A 17,022-nucleotide genomic window follows, 5' to 3' on the forward strand; every position below is an offset into this window, starting at 1 on the left:
CGGATCGCCAAAATCGAGGCATTTACGCCTCCAAGTGGGTCGGGTCGCGGATCGCCGCATGTTCAGGCTCGCTCTCGGTCTGGCTTTTCTGGCGGGATTTATTGACGCGACCGGATTTATCCTTCTCGGCGGGATTTTCGTCGCTTCGCCCGAAACCTTTGCCACGATGTTCGCGGTGAACCTGGCAAATGGTTGGGGCAGGGCCGCCCAGATTGGCCTGCTGGTCATTGGCGTGGTGTCCGGCGCTATGGCGGGAACGCGCATCGTTCACCGCAGCGGCCGGAACCCCCGGACTGCCGTTGTCGTAATCGTGGCTTGCCTGCTTGCCACCGCCTTTTATCTCAACCTATCGGATGTTGTCCTTTGGCCGGGCTTCCTGCTTTCCGCCGCCATCGGCATGGCGCACTGCACGCTCGATGGTTCCGATGACCTTGTCGCCCAAGCCATGTCGGCGACGCACCAACTGGTCCGGCTTGGTGAAGGACTGGCTGATCTGTGCCTGGGGCGTAAAGCGGCGAATATGGTCGCGCCGCTGTTGTTCGGCTTCGCATTCCTGGGCGGTGCCGTTGTAGCTGCGCTTGGCCACTTTGTCCTTGCGAGCGCCAGCCTCGGCCTGGGGACGGTCATCGCCGCAATTCTTATCCCGATTGCCCTTGCCGCGGATCGCGCAGGCAGTCGCAGAGCGTAACTCACAGTCTGGAGAGCCAAGTGAACGACGAAGACTATGTCTATGACGACGAATCCGGCGAATGGATGCCGGCGGCCGAACTGGCTACGCGCCGCGCCGAGGCCGAACGGGTCGAGGTGCGCGATGCCGTGGGCAATGTGCTGGCCGATGGCGATCAGGTCACGCTGATCAAGGATCTCGAGGTCAAGGGGGCGGGGCAAACGCTGCGGCGCGGTACGCTCATCAAGTCGATCCGGCTCACCGGCGATCCCCAGGAAATCGATTGCAGATATGATGGCATCAAGGGCCTGGTGCTGCGAGCCGAATTTGTCCGAAAACGCTGAACCCTGAACTGCCGGATCTGAACCGCAACCTGGCTGACAGCCTGTCCATTGGCCCGGGTTTGTACGACCGCATTGGTCCATGTGCCATGGAGAAAGTGGGGGAGGGAGAGTGCGCCCGGATGATCGGGCGTTTTTCCTGGAGGCCTCCATGGCACAGAACGACCCCATTCTCGACCCTCTGTTCGTCGAAAGCTTCAATGCCGACCTTGAGGCGTTGAACAGCCCGGCGCGCATCGCGATGACCAAATTGTCGTCCGGCGGTGATGTCTTTGAGCTGCTCGACGATGAAGGCCAATTCATCACCCTGTTTCCGGCCTCCGCCACTCCTGAAGTCACAGCGGCCGCCTACCGGCTTTACGGCCAGGGCCTCAATCGAGGCCTGCGCGCGGGCGAGGATCTCGCCTGGTCCAAGTTGCGCCATCTGATCGGCGCGGCCGCCGAGCATTGATCGCTCGGCTTCCTCAACTTCCGGACCAGGAGAAGAATCATGGCTGACAGAGCCAGTGCGTCGATCATGATCGGCGGCACCATTCGCCGTTCCCATATTCTCGGCCTTATCGAGGCCATCGCCAGCGACGGCGGCCGCGCCGATTGGGAGGGCGAGCCGCTTGATTTCTCGTCGCTTCACGAGGGCTCGGCCCTGGAGGCATTCGCCTATGAACTGCCGGGCGGCACCTTCGAATCGACCGAAGAGTTTTGCGAAGAACAGGGCATTGCCTATGTTCGGTACTCCGGCAGTTGTGGCGGGGTTTTCGGACCCGAGCGCGTGGTCTTCACCGGCGCCGGAGCCGCCGTGCAGTTCGACATGACCGAGAATGACGAGATCGTCCTTGCCCGGAGCATGATCCGCGAACTCGGCTCCATGGAAGCAGTCTGGGCCTGGTTCGAGCAGGCCGAATTCGTGCCGCCGCCATTCACGATCGTCGATGATGGCGATGCTGCCGTCGCTCCTGCCGAGGAGGCGGTCCATGGCTGACAGCTACGTCCAGGGCAGCTTCGCGTTCACCTGCACCCATGAGGAAATGGCGCTGATCGAGGAGGCGTTCCAGGCGAGCTATGACCTCGAGGCCGGCGACACGCCGACAGAGCCGACGCCGGAATTCCTCGCGGCGTTCCCGCCCGTATCGCCCGATAAACTCTGGAGTGGCTTCTTCGCGATCTTCCCCGATCCGGATTTTCCGAACTTCGGTGTCGACTTCGAAGGCGGAAATTCTCAGGAGCAGCCACAGATCAGCACGGTCATTTTCTATAGCACGACCGATTTCCAACCTGACCCGCTGGCCGCACTCATCCAGCGTTGCTGTCAGACCACACTGCATGATGCTCCCATCGGGTTCGAATGGGCTTGCAGTTGCTCAAAACCACGGATTGGTGAGTTCGGCGGTGGCGCCTGTGCGATCTTTGCTGATCGCATCGTCTTCGACAACACCGCGCAGATGCTCGAACGGGCGCTGAGTAGCGTTCCGAACGATGCCCTGCCACCTGGGCAGGGGCATTGGGACGAGTTTCCAGAACATCCGCTCGCCGATTGGCAGGCCGAGGTCGCCAATGGCGATACACGCCTCGGCTATCACGCCTGGGCTGCCGTGCGCGCGGCCTGACCCTTCAGACACAAGGACAGTACCATGACCTTATCCGCACCGGCGGAGCCTTCGGCACGCCTGTACAGCCAGACCGATCACGACGAACGCGGCAATTTTCACTATCAGGGCGATCTTTATTGCCCCGACGACGATTTGCCGGTGCTGTGCCGCCGGATCGAGCGGCATCTCGCCAGCCACTTCCCCGAAGTCCGCTTTGCCATTCGCAGCGAGCGATTTTCCGGCGGACGCAAGATCATTGCCGAGGTGCTCGATGCACCGGACGATTTGACCACCCGGGAGGCGCAGGAGGCCTTCATCGTTAGGGTGCGCGATCAGATCGAGCGTTTCGGTTACGCCCGTTCCAACTTCTACCAGGACTTCATGGCGGTCTCGTTCTACAACGAAGTGCGCATCGTCCCTGCCTATTGGGCGGCGCTCGCGGCCCGGCGCGGCAAAGCCAATTCCGTCGACAATCTGGTGTCCCTGGCGAGCTTTAAGAAGCGTCTGAAGCCCGGAGACAGCCTGACCCTGCTGCACGCCCCCTACAAGCATCGGGCACTGGGCACGGCCCGCAGGGTCATCCAGATCCGCTCGAAGGATTTCGTGTTCGAGGGGCGCAGCTATTGCGACTTTCCGCGCGCCGCCAACTTTGCCTGCGACGGACGCCTGGTGCGGATCGCAGTCGGTAACGAGCACGAACCAGACGCCCATTTGCTCTATGAATGGCAACCTATCGCGTCCTGAGAGATCGCGGCGCTGGAAGGAAGGGGGTGGGAGAGGGTGAGCGCGGATGCGGCGATGCACCGGCTCTTCCACCTCAGTTCCCAGGAGCATCTTCATGGCCAGTCTTGCCCGCGTAATCGACCACGATGTCCTCGACCATCCGGCGCCCGCCGGTTCCTCTCGCGACCGCCCAGTCAGCAGCGGCTACCGGGTCGATATTTCCCGTGGCCGCAATGTTAGCCGTGTCTCGTCCGAATGGTTCTCCAGGCCTGACGACGAACGGTTCCTGTCGCTATCGGATCTGCATGCAAGCGTCCGTAGGCGCGCCGACCACGCGACCACCCGCGTGGTCGAAAGCAAGTCGGTACGGGTCGAGGCGCGCAGCGACGATCCTGAACGCCTGTCGCTGATCATACCCGGTGATGAACGGCCCGTCGCGCCGACCAACTGGTCGTTCGGCCAACTCGCCAGTCTGGTCGGCGCGCCGGCATCCTATCTGCGCACGCTCCCCGCCGCGCTTGCTGGCATCAATATGCAGCACGGATTGCTGTCCCATCGCGGCGAGCAGGTCAAACTGCTCCAGACCGACGATTGCCGCACCGAACTGCGCGCAGTGACGGGACCCGACTACGGCCGAATCTGGGATCACGAGCTTGTGAGCGCGGTGATGCGGATCGCGGGCAATGGTGTCGGCGATACCCGCTGGAAGGTCCCAGGCGTTTTGGACTGGGGCAGCATGGTCTACAATCCGCATGTCGATGTCAGCCTGGAGACGACCACCCTTTATGCCTCGGACCGTGACGTGTTTTTGTTCCTCGTCGATGACACCCATCCGATCGAGGCGGGCAAGCTCCCCAATGGCGAACCCGATCTCTACTTCCGCGGATTTTACTGTTGGAACTCAGAAGTCGGTTCCAAGTCTTTGGGAATCGCGACATTCTATTTGCGCGCCGTGTGTATGAATCGCAATTTGTGGGGTGTCGAAAATTTCGAGGAAATCAATATCCGTCACTCGAAATTCGCGGCCAACCGCTTCGCGCATGAGGCCGCGCCCGCGCTCGAGCATTTCGCCGACTCCTCACCGCAGAGCTTCATCCACGGGATCAAACAAGCCCGCGAGCGGATCGTTGCCCGCAAGGACGATGACCGCGAGGATTTCCTGAGGAAGCGCGGCTTCTCCAAGGCCGAAACCTCGAAGATCATTACGGCGGTGCTGGTCGAGGAAGGCCATCCACCGGAAAGCCTCTATGATTTCGTGCAGGGCATTACCGCCCATGCCCGGACGAAGACCAACCAGGACACGAGGCTGGAGCTGGAAGGCAAGGCGCGCAAGCTGCTCGAACGCGTCAACTAACCCCATCGACGCGGCGCCGGGTCGTCTCCTTGATGGCGACGGACCGGCGCGGCTCTGTGCAATATGAAAGGCGATCACATGGAATTCGGGCGCTATCTCGTGCTCGGCACCGTGCATGTGTGCATGAAGACCGCCGATCTGCTCAACGCTTGGGCCGTGCTCGAACCATCCAGCCGTCCACTCGCCGTCGCCTCGACGCATTATGGCTGGTTCATCCCGACTCGCATGCCAGAGGAACCAGACCGCCAGCAGATACCCAAGGAAGTGCTCGCCGCCATGCGGTTCGGACGCGAGCAGGGCTGCGACTATCTGTTGTTCGACTGCGATGCCGGCGAAATCGACGGCCTGACGATATTCCCTTGGTAACGTCGCATAGGGTTTCGTTGTTGCCGGCGGCGCCATGATGTCGCCGATGGCCGCGATGCGCTATGATCGAGTGACCATCGCGCAGGATATCATAGAGTGAACGATCGTCCAAAGATGCTGACGCCAGGGATAGGTCTGGCGATGCTGTCGGCGGTGCTGTTTGGCGCCTGCACGCCGTTCGCCAAACTGGTGCTCGGGAACGGCGTGAACCCCTGGCTTCTTGCAAGCCTGCTATATCTGGGGTCAGGCCTCGGCCTTGCGCTTGTCCATCTCGTGCGGAAAGCCGCCGGTCACGGCGAAGCGGAAGCGCCGCTCGGCCGAGCCGATCTGCCCTGGCTGGCGCTTGTCATCCTGTCAGGCGGCGCCATCGCGCCGGTCCTGCTCATGGCAGGGCTTGCGACGACACCCGCATCCACCGCTTCCCTGCTTCTCAATCTCGAAGGTCTCGCGACCCTTGGGATCGCGTGGCTGGTGTTTCGGGAGAATGTCGACCGGCGCCTGCTAGTCGGAGCCGCGGCAATCCTGTCAGGCGCGGTGTTGTTGTCCTGGCGTGGTGGTCCTGCGGGTGGGGGCCTTGGCATGCTGGCGATTGCCGGCGCCTGTCTCGCTTGGGGGATCGACAACAACCTCACGCGAAAGCTTAGCAGCGCCGACCCGGTCCAGATCGCTATGCTGAAAGGGTTGGCGGCAGGGACCGTCAACCTCGCGCTGGCGATGATGCTTGGCGCGTCGATGCCGGCGATGCCGGTGGTCGCCGGCGCAGCGCTAATCGGCTTTCTCGGATATGGCGTCAGCCTCGTGATGTTCGTGCTGGCGCTCCGACACCTCGGCACGGCCCGGTCAGGCGCCTATTTCTCGACCGCCCCGTTCCTCGGCGCGCTTCTGGCGGTGGCGATGTTCGGCGAAGCCGTCACCGTGCCGCTTGTCATCGCTGGGATCCTGATGGCGATCGGGATTTGGCTGCACCTGACCGAATCGCACGGGCATGAGCATGTGCACGAGGCGCTCGAGCATGAGCATCGCCATGTCCATGACAGCCATCACCAGCATGAGCATCCGCCGGACGTCGCGCCGGGTGAGCCGCACAGCCACTGGCATCGGCACGCACCGATGGTTCATCGCCACGCTCATTACCCTGACCTGCACCACCGGCACAGCCATGTGTCCTGAGCACCGGATTCAGGGTGTGAGGCTACGCCCGTGAGCCGAACGGTTCGTATGACTTCGCTCACCACGGGGTTCCATCCTTGCGGGTGAAGCGCCAGCCGCCTTCGGACCATGCTGCGGCGAGGTCATCCTCGGGATATTCGCCCTGGTCGGTGGCACTCCGGTCGCCCACTTCAAGATATTGGACGTCCTCCCCGGTAGGGTTGACCAGATGATGGGCCATGCCGCCCGCCGGGAACCCCGCGCACATGCCCGGTTCCAGTGGCACTTCGCCAGCGTCGGTTCGCAGAATGGGATGACCGGAGAGGATGTAGATGAACTCCTCCTGCTCTGTGTGCCTATGCAGCAGGGCGGACTGCGCGCCCGGCGGCAGCACCGTGAGGTTCACGCCAAAGCGCGACAGGCCAAACGCATCGCCAAGCTGGCGCTTGATCCGACCGGATACGCGCGCAGCAAATTGCGGCGGGTAATTGGAAGGCTTCGCGCGTGGCGCGATGTCCATGGCGCGGCGTGGCACCGGGGGAGAAGTGGTCATGCGATATGCCTCCGCGTGATCGTCAAGAATTGTCGGCCTGATGACAGACAATGCATATCTTGTTGCCGTCGAGATCCCGGAAATAGGCACCGTAGTAATGGGCGTGATACTGTGGTCGTAAACCCGGGGCGCCCTCGCTCGTTGCGCCGGCTGCTATTGCGATTGCGTAGGTGCGGTCGACCGTGGCGCGATCAGGCGCCAGCAGGGCCACCATGCCGCCGTTGCCTGGATCGGCCGCTTGCCCGTCGAAAGGCGGACCAAGTGCGAAAAGCGGGCGGGTCGACTCCGCCGGGTTCCAGATCACCAGATGCGAAGGGACTTCGGAATGCCGGCGGCGCCACCCCAGTTCACGCATGATTGTGGCATAGAAGTCGCTCGCCCGGTCATGGTCATTCGTGCCGATAAAGACATGGGAAATCATCGCCGCACTCCCGGAAGAAAGATTGACTCGTTCACGCGCATCAGAGGATTTTTGCCTCGATCGCGTTGAGGTAGAGGAATTCCGGCGCGCGAACGCCCGCGACGCGCCTGATCTCGACCAGCCTCGGGGATTCGAAGAAGGCTCGTGCCGCGTCCAGTGAGGTCCAGCGCGAAAAGTGGACGACGTGCCTCGCATCCGTGTCATAGGCCAGAATCTGATAAGCTATCTCGCCCGCCTCCCGCCGGATCGTCGCGGCATCGTCGAAGATGGCCTTCCACGTCTCGTAGTCATCGACTTCATGGATGATGAGGACATGGTATCCATCTGCTCGTTCGATCGGGGCGCTCATGTCGAGGCTCCGGTGCGGACCAGAAGATCAATGGCGAAGCCAAGCCACATCGCGAACAACGCAATGCTCGAGGCGATGTAGACGCGAGCACGGGTCCTGATCGTATTGGGGCCGATATGGATGACAGTATGCGCCAGCCGAAGGGCGACAAAGACCCACGCCAGCGCAACCTGTATGCCCGACGCGCTGCCTGTCATGATCAGCAGGGGCACCAGGGTAAAATAGAGCACGGGCATCTCGAACAGATTGGCGAGGTTTTGTGCGGGCCGTTCGACGGGACGAAAGTAGCGGCCAACGGCTTCCCCGTTGGCGAAGTCGGCAACGGTCGGCTTATTGGCTGCGATATGAGCAAAGCGCTGCCGCAAAAGAATGCACCAGACCGAGAATATCATCGCGGCCATGGCCACCGTTGGCCAGAGAATGGCCAGATTCATGTCCCTCATCGCTGCGCGCCTCCTCGCTATGGCCCGATACTGAGTCCAAATTTCACACTTAGGCATAGAAGCTGGATTTGTTTTTGCAACTCAGATATTCTCCAAGGCATGGCCACACCCCCGTTTCGTCGTCAGTCCCCGATTCACATCAGTCACTGCACGCTCGCGGCAAGCTTCGATTTCCTGGGGGATCGCTGGTCATTGCTCATCCTGCGCAGCGCACTTTTCGGAGTACGGCGCTATGATGATTTCCACACCGAGATCGGCATACCGCGGACCGTGCTTGCCGACCGGCTCAAACGCCTCGTCGCCTCGGGACTGATGACCCGGCAGGACTACAAGGCGGATGGAAGCCGCCCGCGGAAGGAATATCTCCTGACCGAAATGGGCGAGGCGCTTCGCCTTCCATTTCTCGCGATGCGCCAGTGGTCGGACCGGTGGGTCGGCCAAGGCAGGACGCCGCCGATGACCATCATACGCAAGTCGGACGGGGCGGAGATACGCGTCGGCTTTGTCGACACGAAGGCGCGCGTCGTTCCAGGAGACGACCTGGCCGCCCGGTTCGAGGATTGGGCCCCGGTTCCCATGAAAGGAGCCGAGTAGCGCTGGAATGCAGGTTGCACCGTAGCGAAGAATGCTGAAGTCCGGGCACCTACGTCAGGTCCAGGTCCGCGCCGCCAGCGATCCCTCCCGTTCCAACCGTTTGGCGGCGCTTGCAGCGACACGTACCCTCACGGCGAGACCTTCCTTCGCCAGGACTTCGGCGAGATCTTGGACCATTGCGATCAGCACCTCTTCGTGCTGGCCGTTTACCTCGAAGGGGAGGGGGAGGGCGGTGTGCGTGCCCGGAAATCGGGAGGTGACGGGAGGACTCCATGAAAATCGAACTGCGCCGGATCAATCACAATCCCAAATTGTCGGAGGAGACCAACGCCTTTTCGGCGGAGATATGGATCGATGGCGAGCACGCATTCGACGCCCGCAATCAGGGGCAGGGGGGCTGCGATTTCTACCGCCAGACAGGGCGCTGGACCGAGGCTGAGGTCAATGCCTGGCTCAAGGCGCATCGTCCGATCCGCCCGTTCCAGGGCCTCACTCTCGAACATGATCTCGAGGCTGAAGTCGGAGACCTACTGGCGCACGAACTCGAATATCGCCGGCTGAAGCGGTTGCTTCGCACCAATCTCATCACGATCGAGCGCGGCCAGATATTCCAGTATCCGCTGCGCAAGCGCCCGCTCGACCTTGTCACGCGGGCGGTTACCGTCACCAATCCCGCCGCCGTGATCGTCAACACCGGCGGCGAGGAGGTCATGCGCAAGGCGCTCGCCATTCTCCTGGCAGCAAACTGACCGCAAAAGCCTGCATTGGAGAAACACACGTGGGCCTTCCGCTCTCGTCAGTGCGCCCCTTGGGTGGCAGGGACCTTGACGTCGCCGTCGATGATCTGATCATCGATGCGATCGCGTGCGGCGCCTGGTTCGCCTTCAATCTGTCGGGCGGCAAGGACTCCACGGCGTCGGCACAGACCGTCATCGCCTTGCTGGATCATATGGGCCATCCTCGCGCACGGCGTATCGCAATCCACGCCGATCTCGGCCGCGCCGAATGGCGCTCGACGCCCGCGACCGTCGCCGTGATCGCCCGGCGTCTCGGCCTTCCGCTCGTCGTCGTGCGCCGCGGTGCCGGCGACATGGTCGCGCGCTGGGAGCAGCGCTTCGCCAATGGATGCCGGCGTTACGAGAATCTCGAACTTTATCATCTGATCGGTCCCTGGAGTCAGGCCAACAAGCGCTTCTGCACCTCGGAACTAAAGGCGCAGGTGATCGGACCGGCGCTTGCCCGGCGGTTCAGGGGCGAGAAGGTCGTTTCAGTGATCGGCCTGCGCCGCGCCGAAAGCCATGGCCGCCGGGATACGCCAATATCGAGGCTAGACGTGCGCTTCGCCAAGCCGGGGAACGCCGCAGGCACCCGAATGATCAACTGGTATCCCGGCGTGGACTGGACAGCCGATGATGTTTTTGCGGTTCATGCCCACCACGACCTGCCGCTGCATGAGGCCTATTGCCGCTTCGGCGCGACACGATTGTCCTGCGCCTTTTGCGTCCTTGCATCCGCCCACGATCTTGCCGCCGCTTCCGATGCCGACGACAATCGCGATCTCTATCGTCATCTCGTCGGCATGGAGGCGGCTTCGACCTTCTCGTTCCAGCCTGGGCGCTGGCTTGCCGACGTAGCGCCGCGCCTGCTCACGCCGTCGCTGCACCGGGATATAGTGCAGGCCAAAGCCGATGCCGTAGAGCGCCGTGCGATCGAGGCGGCAATGCCGCCCGGCCTGCGCTTCGTGAAGGGCAAGCCGCCACGGCTGCCGACGCTGGATGAGGCGAAGGCCGTTGCAGCGGCGCGGGCAGGCATCCTGAGCCGTCACGGCCTCGACAATCACTTCCCCGATGCCGCTTCAGTACGCCGGAGGTTCGAGGAGCTCATCGATGCGCATGCGGCTTGAAGGCTGAGCGGCCTGGTGACTGCGTGACAAAGGGGAGGCGGGGAGATCGGATGAGGCGAGCGGAATGATCCAACCGCCCCATCCGGAGTGCGCTCATGTCCCTTCCCGCCACCATCCAGACTGCCGTCGGCCAGTCCATCCTCGGAAAAATCACAAGCCTCTATAATAATAGTGTCGCCGACGTTTTGAACGAGATTCTGCAAAATTGCCGCCGGGCCGGTGCGACGCGTGTCGATATCGACAGTTTCGAGCTGGCTGACCGGCAGGTTCTGGTCATGCGCGACGATGGCAGCGGCATCGACGATCCCGCCAAGCTCGTGACGCTGGGCGATTCCGGCTGGGACAGCGCGATCGCGGACCGCGAGGATCCTGCCGGCATGGGCGTGTTCAGCCTTGCCGGTCACCCCGTCGAAATCCGCTCCTTCTCGCCGGCAGCAGGCAAAGGCTGGTGCGTGACCATCGCCCCCGATGCCTGGGAAAGGGCAACCCCGCTGGAAATCGAACCCTGTTCCATTGCGCGCGGCACCGAGATTCTTATCGATATGCCTGCGGCGTGGGCCAGCGCCCTGCCTGCTGCTGCGGCCACGGCGGCAACATTTTATCCGCTTCCCGTCCACTTCCAGGGAGAGCCGTGCGCCCAGCGGGATTTTCTCGCCGAGGCATACCGGACCGAGCAGTGGGACGGCTGCCGGATCGGTATCTTCCGGGGACGGAACTACCGTTCGTCAACCGAAGTCTCCATCAACTTCCACGGGCTTACCGTGCCGTGCCCGATGCCCAGCGTGAGCGAGGTTGGCGGGGACGGGTGCTGGTATGTCCGGGTCGATATCGTGGACGCCCCCGCATTGCAGCTCGTCCTGCCGGCGCGCAAGGAAATGGTGCAGAATGCCGTCCTCGACACGCTACGCGAAGCCGCCGAAGCGGCGATCTACAGAGCTATCGCCGTCAGCGGCAGCCATCGCCTTGCCCATGAGCAATGGCAGCGCGCCCATGCCTTGGGCGTGATCCTCCCCGAAGCTGCGCCCTGGCTATCGGGCTGGGTGCCACGCACTGCCGATTCCGACGGCACACTGCTCGGTGATCCTGTCGCCGGTACTGCCATGATACTGGTTCCATGCGAGGAGCCTCCTATCGAACAATGTGCGGGCCGTATCCTGTGCGAGGGGCTGCCGCTTGGCGGGACTCTCGTTCGCGAAGTCGCCGGGTTCGAAGGCTATGGATGGTATGACGCGCTGCCGCGTGTCTCGGATATCTCGTTCAACGTTGAGAGCGATGCCGGCATCTATGTCTATCGCGGCGGCGAGAGCCCTCCTCCCGGCATTGAATCGGGCCGGGTCACCCGCATCACCCTCGACGTTGCGGTCAAGCCGTCAGCAAGTGCGACCGGAGACGATAATCGCCATAGCTTTACGGCCGACGTTCTGATCGCACCGGATGATGGCTGGTACAGCGATCTCGACCAGACGGTGATCCTGCTGACGCAGGACAGCGCCATTACGCCGCATGAACTGGCTTCGCTGATCGAGGATGCGTGCTTCACGCCGGGCGACGATAGCGGAGACGACAGCTGGGACACCCAGCACAGCAATTTCGAGAAGCGCGCACGCCATGTCGCCAATGAACTGCTGCTCGGGGAAGAGACCGCGATCCTCGAGCGTATCCGCGATGTTCTCCTCGACGAGGTGAGCTGGCTTGTTCCCGAAGGGCGCCGCGTGACGATCCTCGCCGAACGCGGCCAAATGACCCTCTCCTATGTGCCGGGCGAAGATGCGGTCATGTCTGCCTGACGAGCGAGGCAAGCTATCTACCACCCCATTGCCAATGGAAGGAACCCTGCCATGCGCCGGACCTCGCTGCATATCTACTCCACAGTGCATCTGCCCGAGGCGGAGCGCGAAGCCATCGACGCGCTGATCCTCACTGCGCCCCGCGACGTCGGGGGACGTCTGGTCGTGGAGCATCTTGACCTTGTGATCGAGCCCTACCAGTTCGGCTTTTTCGTCCATACCGGGGTTTGTGAGGACGAGGCTGAGCGGCCGGAAAGCATCTCACCCGAATTCTGGGCGATCCTGCGCGCGGCCGCCATGGCTGGCGCTGCGTGGATGTTGTTCGACCGGGATGAGCCGCCGACGCAAGGCCTGCCGATGTTCGGTGCACGGCCGATCCCCGATCCTTGCCATAACCCTCGTCAACGGGAGTATCACCATGACTGACCGATATCTGCCATCGGCCTTGTCACCCCGGCTCAGACACCTCTCGACGTTCGAGAATGCCTACAGGGTTGCAGTCCAACGGCGACGAAGCAGCGGCCGGGATCAATTCATCGTCAGTACGGGCGATCCGGTCCAACCGTTTCGCGCGACCAGCCGCTGGCCCGAGTCGACGGAGCGGCTTCTCGCGCTGGTTGCCTGACCGCCCCGTCTTGGTTCGGAATCTGACTGGGCCGGATTGACCCGGCTCGGTCTACGACCTTCTCAATCCTGTTTCGGAGTGGCTCATGGCAAGCCCTCAACAGAATGCGCGATTACGCGCTGTGCTTTCGCGCCCGCCGGTCGTTGCCGCCTGGCGCGCCGGCGTCGATTCCACCGCGATGGTCATCGAACTCGTCGAGCGCGGCGAAACCCCGGACATGGTACTGATTGCCCAGATGCCGAAAAAGCCGCAAACCCTGTCCTTCATTCCGATATTTCAGGCGTGGATGGATACCCATCGGGTTCCGTACGCCGTGGTTCGTTATGAACCGCGGCGCTTCAAGCATTGGCCGCCTTATGCGGATCTTCTCGAAAACTGCCTGACTAACGGCCCCCTGCCGTCGATCGCTTTTTCCAGGTCGAGCTGCTCCTTAGGTCCAGGCTCGCCGAATGTCTTCCATGCCGGAGTGGATGAAGTAGCAGGCCGGACGACGCGCTAACCCAGAAAGCTGGCGGCGGCCGACCTACTACTTCATCTTGGAGCGAGTGCGTCGAGAATCTGGCACTCCGCAATCGTGCCGCCGTCGCACAAAGCGATCACGGCGCTGAGTTCGCGGCGCAGGGCCGCCAGGTCCGCGAGCTTGCGATCGATTTCAGCAAGATGCGAATTAGCAATAGCATCGACCGAGCGACAGTCGCGCTGGTCCTGCGAGGAGAGGCTGAGCAGCTCGCGCACTTGGTCGAGCGAGAAACCGAGATCGCGCGCGCGGCGAATGAAGCTGAGCCGCGCCAGCGCGTCCTGGCCGTAGGCGCGATAGTTGCCGCCGGTTCGATCGGGCTTCGCGAGCAGGCCGATCCGCTCATAGTAGCGGATCGTCTCCACCTTGGTGTTCGTCGCCTTGCCGAGATTGCCGATCGTGAACGCCATCGCCTTGACCCTGTAGTTGCTACAGGCCGTAGATAGGACGTCACGACGAGCAAAGCGAGGTGACGACATGGCTGGCGGATGCTGCGGAGGCCACGAAACAACGGCGCCGACCCAGGACAAGGTATGGCGGCGCGTGCTCTGGATCGCGTTGGCGATCAACGTGGCCATGTTCGGCGTCGAGATCATGGCGGGTGTGATTGCCCACTCAGCGTCGCTCAAAGCCGATGCACTCGACTTTCTCGGCGATGCCGCCAACTATGCGATCAGCCTGGGCGTCGCCGGGCTGGCGCTCAAATGGCGCGCACGAGCGGCGCTCGCGAAGGGCGCATCGCTGCTTCTGCTGGGGCTGTGGATACTGGCGAGCACGGTGGGGATGGCGATCGCCGGAACGCTTCCGAAAGCCGAGACGATGGGCATCATCGGCACGGTTGCGCTGCTCGCGAACCTCGCCTGCGCCGCCATGCTCTGGCGCTACCGCGAAGGCGACGCCAATCGGCGCTCGGTGTGGATCTGCTCGCGCAACGACGTTATCGGCAACCTTGCCGTGGTCGCTGCAGCGGCCGGCGTGTTCGGAACCGGCACAGGGTGGCCTGACATCACCGTCGCGGCGATCCTCGCCGGACTCGGCGTCAGCGGCGGGTGGCAGATCGTGCGACAAGCGCTCGGCGAAATGCGCGGCAACCGCGCGCCCGAGCGCGGGCTCACTCTCCGCCAAACCGCAGGCGTATCCCGCCATTAACCGTGAACCCATCGGTTGGCGCCCATGCATCGACCGTCCAGCGTCCGTCGGGCGCCCGCTGCGGCAGGAGCAGCGGATCGTACTTGGTCTGGCGGATGTCGAGCAGGTTCTCGGCGTTGAGGAACAGGCTGACCCTTCCCAGCACAAGCTCGCCCATCGCGCCCAGTTCGAAATAGGGCCGGCTCCGGGTGCGATAGGGGTTGTCGTCGAGCTGCTGGCGGCCAGTGTAATAGGCCTCCAGGCCGAACCTGCCCCGCCCGTGCTTCTCCCACATGGCGACGAGCCCGGCGCTGTGGCGCGGCGTGATCGGCACCGTCCGGCGACCCATGCGGTCGGGATCGGGCTCGCTGGCGTCGACATAGACATAGCTGCCGGTGACCGTGAACGCCCGCCATCGATAGCGCAGGAACAGCTCGGCGCCCCGCGTGCGGGTGAGGCCGTCGGCGTTGACCAGCGCGACGCGGTCGGGAGCGATGGTCGTGAGCTGCACGGCGTTGTCGATGTTGGAGGCGAAGAAGGTGACGCTCGCTTCGATCGAACCGCGGGCATAGCCGAGATCGAGCGAGGCGGTGTCGGCGGTCTCGGCCCTCAGGTTGCCGATCGGCGCGAGCCGCGAGAGGCCTGCTTCCTCGATCTCCTCGACGAACGGCGTCGGCGCGTAGAAGCCGCGGCCGAGCGAAGCCCTCACGGTCCACGGGCCGGGCCGATAGAGCAGCGACAGCCGCGGGCTTACGCGCGAGCCATACTCGCTGTGGGCGTCCCACCTGGCGCTGCCCGCCAGCGTGACATCGCGCGCGACGTCGTACTCCACTTGCGCGAAAAGCGCCGGGACGGTGTAGCTGTAGTTGAAATCCGGGAAGGTCCGTGAACGGAATAGATCGGCCTGGAAGGCGGCGCCGGCGAGCCAGGAGGTCGTGCCCGAACGGCCCGAGAAGGAGGCCTCGCCGAAGAAGGTCCGGCGCCGGTTCTGCTCGATGGTGGCGCCGAAGCGGCGATCGTCGCGCTGGGTCATGCCCGAGGCGCGCAGGTGCAGCGTGCCCGGCGCGACGGGAATCTCGGCAACCAGCCCGCCGTCGAAGCGCGTGCTGTCCAGCGTCTGCGGGAATGGCTGGCCATCGGGCGCGGCGCCGCCCGGCAACGTGCCGCCTTGGCGCTGCTCGGTCATCGCGCCGGCGGTCAGATAAACACTCGCGCCGTCTGCGCCAGTCCAGAACAGACGCGGCCGCACGGTCCAGCGTTCATAGGTAGGCATGTCAACCCAGCTATCGCCGTCCAAGTCCTGCCGGCTCTGGCGGTTGAACCCGCCGGTGACCGAGGTGCTCCAGTCGCCGCCGAGCGGGGTCGAGGCATAGGCGGTGACATCCTGCCCGTCGCGGCTCGTCGCGTTCAGCACGAGATCGCCTTCGAGCGCATCGCCCGGACGGCGCGAGACGAGGTTGATGACGCCGCCGAGAGCGGACGGGCCATACAGCGCCGAGGCGCTGCCCTTGATGACCTCGACTTGGCCGAGATCGGTGGGCGGGATCTGAAGCAGGCCGATGGCCGGTGCCTGCCCGCCGTAGAGCGGGAGGCCATCGGAGAGGAGCTGGGTGTAGCGCCCCTTCATGCCCTGCATGCGGATGTTCGCGGCGCCGAGCGAGGGGGATGTGACCTGGGTCCGGACGCCCGGCGTCTCGGCGACGAGCATGGCGATGTTGCCCGGCGTCATCAGGAGCTTCTCTTCGATCTCCTCGCGGTTGATGACCTCGACGCGGATCGGCTCGTCCTGCACGCGGCGTCCGGTGCGGGTCGCCTGGACGACGATGTCCTCGCCTTCCTCGGCCTCGTCCTGACCGTGATCCTCGGCTTGCGCCGCCGTCTGTGCGCGCGCCGGCACGCTGCTCATGCCGAGCGCCAACAGCGACAGACCTGAAACGATGACACTGCGTCGCACCTGTTCTCTTTCTCCTTTTCAGAACGCGGCGGCGACCAATGGCCACGCTGCTCATAGCATGGAGGCGCGTCTACAGGCTGTAGCAGCTACAGGGTCAAGCGTAATGTCTTGCGATAGGCATGATCTGCCCAAACCCCGACCCGATGCGTTCCATGCATCCTGTAAGAACATCAATCTACCGAACGATCCCGGTTCCAGGCCCCTAGATGAAGTAGGGTTATCGCTGGCGAAGCTAGGACTTGACGATATGGTATCGATCATCCGAGCCACGGCGGATGCACCGGGTATCCCGGTCGGCTCCCCGATCCTGTTCGACGCTGACATGGCGATCATCTAACACGCCTCCGCCTATCTGCTTGAACATGCCGAACTCAGTGGCCGCGCGCAGGCGTCGGAAACCGAGCGGACTTACGGCGAGCATCTTCACGTCTGGTTCGATGCGCTTGAGCAATCAGAAATCGGTTGGCGCGAGGCCGACGAGCGCGTCATCGCGGCCTATCGCAACCGGATGCTCGAAAACCCCAACGCACACGCCGGGCGTCGAAGGCCGCTTGCTCGGCGA

General features: G+C 63.4%; 23 protein-coding genes. 16 read left to right on the top strand and 7 right to left on the bottom strand.

Annotation, left to right across the window (positions count from 1 at the left end; genetic code table 11):
• Nucleotides 1-58 precede the first annotated feature (58 nt).
• The 9 genes from KFK14_RS09320 to KFK14_RS09360 all read left to right on the top strand — a co-directional run bounded on the left by KFK14_RS09320 (nt 59) and on the right by KFK14_RS09360 (nt 6,207).
• The gene (locus KFK14_RS09320; protein ID WP_212610677.1) at nt 59-688 is read left to right on the top strand and encodes a DUF1275 family protein; all 630 of its coding nucleotides are present in this window, start codon (nt 59-61) and stop codon (nt 686-688) included.
• Between the two features lie 65 nt (nt 689-753).
• A complete protein-coding gene (locus tag KFK14_RS09325; protein WP_066765563.1) occupies nt 754-1,011 on the top strand; it encodes an alkylphosphonate utilization protein in 258 nt (85 codons plus the stop codon).
• A 148-nt stretch (nt 1,012-1,159) separates the two neighbouring features.
• Nucleotides 1,160-1,459: a hypothetical protein gene (locus KFK14_RS09330; protein WP_066765565.1), complete on the top strand. Its 300-nt coding sequence runs from the start codon at nt 1,160-1,162 to the stop codon at nt 1,457-1,459.
• 39 nt (nt 1,460-1,498) lie between these two features.
• Nucleotides 1,499-1,987 (top strand): hypothetical protein, encoded by a 489-nt coding sequence (locus KFK14_RS09335; RefSeq protein ID WP_066765459.1) that lies wholly within the window; start codon nt 1,499-1,501, stop codon nt 1,985-1,987.
• Complete coding sequence (locus tag KFK14_RS09340) at nt 1,980-2,612, top strand: hypothetical protein (RefSeq protein ID WP_066765464.1); 633 nt, start codon at nt 1,980-1,982, stop codon at nt 2,610-2,612. The genes KFK14_RS09335 and KFK14_RS09340 overlap by 8 nt, the downstream gene beginning before the upstream one ends.
• A 24-nt stretch (nt 2,613-2,636) precedes the next feature.
• Entirely contained in the window at nt 2,637-3,338 is a 702-nt protein-coding gene (locus KFK14_RS09345; RefSeq protein ID WP_066765466.1) for a hypothetical protein, read from the top strand.
• A 46-nt stretch (nt 3,339-3,384) separates the two neighbouring features.
• Entirely contained in the window at nt 3,385-4,671 is a 1,287-nt protein-coding gene (locus KFK14_RS09350; RefSeq protein WP_343227805.1) for a DUF932 domain-containing protein, read from the top strand.
• Between the two features lie 78 nt (nt 4,672-4,749).
• Complete coding sequence (locus tag KFK14_RS09355; RefSeq protein WP_066765468.1) at nt 4,750-5,037, top strand: DUF5983 family protein; 288 nt, start codon at nt 4,750-4,752, stop codon at nt 5,035-5,037.
• 96 nt (nt 5,038-5,133) lie between these two features.
• On the top strand, nt 5,134-6,207 hold the full coding sequence (locus tag KFK14_RS09360; RefSeq protein ID WP_231736594.1) for a DMT family transporter: 1,074 nt from the start codon (nt 5,134-5,136) through the stop codon (nt 6,205-6,207).
• Between the two features lie 58 nt (nt 6,208-6,265).
• On the opposite strand, the gene KFK14_RS09365 is transcribed toward KFK14_RS09360, so the two are convergent.
• Genes KFK14_RS09365 through KFK14_RS09380 form a run of 4 tightly spaced genes read right to left on the bottom strand, consistent with a single transcriptional unit; the run spans nt 6,266 to nt 7,952 of the window.
• On the bottom strand, nt 6,266-6,739 hold the full coding sequence (locus KFK14_RS09365) for a cupin domain-containing protein (RefSeq protein ID WP_066765471.1): 474 nt from the start codon (nt 6,737-6,739) through the stop codon (nt 6,266-6,268).
• Nucleotides 6,740-6,761: 22 nt separating this feature from the next.
• Nucleotides 6,762-7,160 (bottom strand): VOC family protein, encoded by a 399-nt coding sequence (locus KFK14_RS09370; protein WP_066765472.1) that lies wholly within the window; start codon nt 7,158-7,160, stop codon nt 6,762-6,764.
• Between the two features lie 40 nt (nt 7,161-7,200).
• Entirely contained in the window at nt 7,201-7,509 is a 309-nt protein-coding gene (locus tag KFK14_RS09375; protein ID WP_066765473.1) for an antibiotic biosynthesis monooxygenase, read from the bottom strand.
• Nucleotides 7,506-7,952 carry an MAPEG family protein gene (locus tag KFK14_RS09380; RefSeq protein ID WP_197421524.1) on the bottom strand — a complete coding sequence of 149 codons (447 nt, stop codon included), beginning with the start codon at nt 7,950-7,952 and terminating at the stop codon, nt 7,506-7,508. The genes KFK14_RS09375 and KFK14_RS09380 overlap by 4 nt, the downstream gene beginning before the upstream one ends.
• Before the next feature lie 99 nt (nt 7,953-8,051).
• Between KFK14_RS09380 and KFK14_RS09385 the strand changes: the two genes are divergently transcribed.
• Nucleotides 8,052-8,546, top strand: a complete 495-nt coding sequence (locus KFK14_RS09385) for a winged helix-turn-helix transcriptional regulator (protein ID WP_197421525.1) — start codon at nt 8,052-8,054, stop codon at nt 8,544-8,546.
• A 54-nt stretch (nt 8,547-8,600) separates the two neighbouring features.
• On the opposite strand, the gene KFK14_RS24210 is transcribed toward KFK14_RS09385, so the two are convergent.
• Nucleotides 8,601-8,723 carry a hypothetical protein gene (locus KFK14_RS24210; RefSeq protein WP_269454141.1) on the bottom strand — a complete coding sequence of 41 codons (123 nt, stop codon included), beginning with the start codon at nt 8,721-8,723 and terminating at the stop codon, nt 8,601-8,603.
• Nucleotides 8,724-8,818: 95 nt separating this feature from the next.
• On the opposite strand from KFK14_RS24210, the gene KFK14_RS09390 reads away from it, so the two are divergent.
• The 5 genes from KFK14_RS09390 to KFK14_RS09410 all read left to right on the top strand — a co-directional run bounded on the left by KFK14_RS09390 (nt 8,819) and on the right by KFK14_RS09410 (nt 13,360).
• Nucleotides 8,819-9,295, top strand: coding sequence for a hypothetical protein (locus KFK14_RS09390; protein ID WP_066765479.1), 477 nt, complete (start codon nt 8,819-8,821; stop codon nt 9,293-9,295).
• Between the two features lie 29 nt (nt 9,296-9,324).
• A complete protein-coding gene (locus KFK14_RS09395; protein WP_082733464.1) occupies nt 9,325-10,449 on the top strand; it encodes a phosphoadenosine phosphosulfate reductase domain-containing protein in 1,125 nt (374 codons plus the stop codon).
• A gap of 95 nt (nt 10,450-10,544) precedes the next feature.
• Nucleotides 10,545-12,236: an ATP-binding protein gene (locus KFK14_RS09400; RefSeq protein WP_066765483.1), complete on the top strand. Its 1,692-nt coding sequence runs from the start codon at nt 10,545-10,547 to the stop codon at nt 12,234-12,236.
• Between the two features lie 51 nt (nt 12,237-12,287).
• Entirely contained in the window at nt 12,288-12,662 is a 375-nt protein-coding gene (locus KFK14_RS09405) for a DUF5983 family protein (RefSeq protein ID WP_066765485.1), read from the top strand.
• A gap of 284 nt (nt 12,663-12,946) precedes the next feature.
• Nucleotides 12,947-13,360 carry a hypothetical protein gene (locus tag KFK14_RS09410; protein WP_066765487.1) on the top strand — a complete coding sequence of 138 codons (414 nt, stop codon included), beginning with the start codon at nt 12,947-12,949 and terminating at the stop codon, nt 13,358-13,360.
• 32 nt (nt 13,361-13,392) lie between these two features.
• On the opposite strand, the gene KFK14_RS09415 is transcribed toward KFK14_RS09410, so the two are convergent.
• Nucleotides 13,393-13,788, bottom strand: a complete 396-nt coding sequence (locus KFK14_RS09415; protein WP_066765489.1) for a MerR family transcriptional regulator — start codon at nt 13,786-13,788, stop codon at nt 13,393-13,395.
• A gap of 67 nt (nt 13,789-13,855) precedes the next feature.
• On the opposite strand from KFK14_RS09415, the gene KFK14_RS09420 reads away from it, so the two are divergent.
• Entirely contained in the window at nt 13,856-14,527 is a 672-nt protein-coding gene (locus KFK14_RS09420; protein ID WP_066765491.1) for a cation efflux transmembrane domain-containing protein, read from the top strand.
• Here the strand turns inward: KFK14_RS09420 and KFK14_RS09425 are convergent.
• Entirely contained in the window at nt 14,490-16,460 is a 1,971-nt protein-coding gene (locus tag KFK14_RS09425) for a TonB-dependent receptor plug domain-containing protein (protein WP_231736595.1), read from the bottom strand. The two genes, KFK14_RS09420 and KFK14_RS09425, sit on opposite strands and share 38 nt — an antisense overlap.
• Nucleotides 16,461-17,022 lie beyond the last annotated feature (562 nt).

It is taken from the genome of Sphingobium phenoxybenzoativorans (assembly GCF_018286635.1).
In the GTDB taxonomy this organism is placed as follows: domain Bacteria; phylum Pseudomonadota; class Alphaproteobacteria; order Sphingomonadales; family Sphingomonadaceae; genus Sphingobium; species Sphingobium phenoxybenzoativorans.